This window comes from Mycobacterium asiaticum, assembly GCF_001673315.1.
Classification (GTDB): domain Bacteria; phylum Actinomycetota; class Actinomycetes; order Mycobacteriales; family Mycobacteriaceae; genus Mycobacterium; species Mycobacterium asiaticum_B.
This window is the reverse complement of record NZ_LZLQ01000063.1, coordinates 1-2,982: the sequence shown is the minus strand read 5'-3', so window position 1 is coordinate 2,982 and position 2,982 is coordinate 1. Positions and strand designations below refer to the sequence as shown.

The 2,982-nt window shown below is 57.8% G+C and carries 1 protein-coding gene; it reads right to left on the bottom strand.

Annotation, left to right across the window (positions count from 1 at the left end):
* Window positions 1-9: 9 nt before the first annotated feature.
* Window positions 10-2,982: PPE family protein (locus A5636_RS09770; RefSeq protein WP_172827199.1), on the bottom strand; the 2,973-nt coding region annotated here is incomplete at its 5' end.

Genomic DNA, 2,982 nt, shown 5'->3' with positions numbered 1-2,982 from the left:
ATTTGTTTCTCACCCGTTTGGAAGCCCTTTGGGTGTCGGCTTTGGTCTGTTCGCGAAGCTTCCATCGAACAGGCTCAAAAGGCTCTCCCCGGCGTTCGGGAAACCGAAGTTCAGGCCTGAGATGTCGAACCCGGCGAAGGGGCCCGATGCGGGGGTGGAGGTCGAGTTGCCCGAGCCCGGCATGCTGATGATCGGGATGTTGATGGGTCCCACGGGGGTGATGAGGTCCATGTTCAGTGGGATTGCAGGAATGACGGTGGCCGGCAGCGACATGGCCTCGAGGTCGACGGACAGGTTGATCGGCTGGATGTAATCCAAGACCATCGACTTTATGGTCGAAGCCTGGGATCCGAATGACAGATTGATCGGTATGGAATTACTGTAACCGCCGAACGGGATACCTAGTTCTGCCATGCTGAATGGAATGGAGCTGCCCGGGATAATAATGGGATTAAGGGTGATGCCGTCCCTGAAATCGAACAGCATAAGTGTATTGCCGACCGCCATATAAATCTTGGCCGGCTGGGTGGAAAGAGACGCAATTTGTATTTGCGGGATATCCAGGCCACCGGCGATACCCAGGCCGGAAAGAAGTGTGGTGGCCGGAGCGCTGAAGCTGAGGTCGACGTTTCCGTCGAGGCTCAGGTTGACCGCAGGGATAGGGATATCCGGGAGGGTGAACGGGCCGATTTCGATGTTTCCCGTGACAGCCAGGAGAGGTTTTATTGCATCGAGCACGGGGGTAGCCGGGATGCTGATGGGGCCGATGTCGCCGGTCAGCGTCAAGTGCAGGGGGAAAAGGCCGCTGGTGATTCCAAACCCACCTGGGACAGCCGCAATGGGCCCGTTCGCCGGCGAGGGCGGAATGTATCCCCAGCCGAGCGGTATGGGGCCGATACCGAGGCTGGTGTGCAGGTCCACCGGGATGCTGTCGATCGTGAAACCCTGCGGGAAAATGGTGAATGCACTGGTGCCGAGGGAGAAGTTGGTGAGGCTGACCAAGGGGTTTTCCGGGAACTTCAGGCCTCCCGGAAAAAGAGTGATGCTGTCGAGGCCGCCGGACAGGTTGATTCTCAGCGGTGTTTGGTCCGGAATAGTGACGCCGGTGGGGAACAAGGTCAGGGGGGTCGTGGACAGATTGAACGGCAGGCTGAGCGGGGTGACGACTCCCGGGTTTCCACCGCCGATCATCGGCCCGTTTATTTTCAGATCGCTGATGCTGAGGTAGAACGGTGCGACGGGGAATTTTGCGCCGGGCCCACCCAACGGCGGACCGTAGTTATCTAGTGTGATCAATGGGCTCGGCAATGACAGCGGATTCATCATCGCCGAGAGGCTCGCGTCTAATGCCGGAAGTATTGGCGTCGGAGACACGTGGAAGCCCTGAAGTTCAAGGAATCCCGACAGGTGAATAGGGATCGCGGGAATGGTGATCTCCGGGAGAGTGAACTCGCGCAGTCCGATGAAGCCTCCGGTCACGTGTACATTGAATTCGGGAATCGGGATGGGCTCGACGTGGATGGGACCTATCGCGCCTAGCACCCGAAGTTCGGCGGGAATTTCGGAGATAGTGCCGAAGTTCAGCGATTGAGGGAAGACTACTGGGCTCTGAGCGATGCCAAGCGTGTTGAAAATGCCCGTGTGGGCAACTGCCGAATTGCCGATACCGGTGTTGCCCCAGCCGAAACTGCCCAACCCGAAATTGTCGCTGCCGATGTTTCCCAGGCCGCTTCCCGACAACAACCCCGACAACTGCGCACCGACATTGCCAATACCTGACAGGTGCGCGCCGACGTTACCGAATCCCGACGATCCACCCGCACCGCTGTTGAAGAAACCCGATGACGGGGCGATGGTCGAATTCCCGAATCCCGGCATGGCCGCAACGTTGATGCCCGGGATGCCGACGGGGCCGGCGTGGCCGGTCGCCTGCAGATTCAAGGGGATGTAGTCGATCGTGATAGCCGGGGTACTGAGCGCGTCGATATGCCCGACCAAGTCGATGGTCAACGGAATCGCCTGCTCGGGAATCGAAAAGCCGGGGATGCTGAAAGCATCAGTGCCCACCGTCATGCCGAGAGCCAGGGAGAGCGGTGTGTCGGGGATACTGACACCATTCGGAAAGAGCGTGAGTGCCGGAGTATCGAAGCTGAAAGTGATCGGGACTAAAAAGCCGGTATTGATATGAATTGGGCCGATCAACGTGAGTGGGATTGGGGAGGGACTAAGCGCGACCTGCTGAATTCCCGGAATGGTGACGGTCGATATCGGCCAAGCGAATGTTGCATTGTAGTCGACGTGTTGAGCCGGCCACAGGGTGATGGGATTTAATTTGATCGGTCCGATCGAAACATGCGGTATTCCGATGTCCAACGTCATTGCTGGGACGTCGATGGGCGGCACGACCCAGGGACCGAGGTAGAGGGTTTCGTGGATGTTGATCGGGATCTCGGGAAGAATGTGGATAGGCTGGATGGTTATGGCACCGACACCGCCGTTGATATCGACGCTGAGCGGCATTTGCGGAAGGACGTTCAATCCGGTTGATAAAGGTCCGAGCAATCCCTGAAAATTGCCTCGCCATAAGGTGCCGTTGCTGTAGTTGCCCGAGATGAGGGCGCCGGTGTTGACGTTGCCGGAGTTGGCCAGCCCGGTATTGGTGTCACCGGTGTTCAACCAGCCCGTGTTGACACTGCCCGGGTTGAAATCGCCGGTATTGGCATCACCGGCATTGAAACTACCGGTGTTGTAACTGCCCGCATTCATCAACCCCGTGTTGAAACCACCCGCATTGAACACACCAGTACTCGCCACCCCCGAATTACCCACACCCGTGTTATAACTCCCCGAATTGAACAACCCCCAGTTCCCCGTACCAGAATTAAAGAACCCCACATTCCCGGTACCCGAATTGAACAACCCCACATTACCGCTACCCGTATTAAAAGCACCAAACCCCGTCAGATTGTCCCCCGACAACCC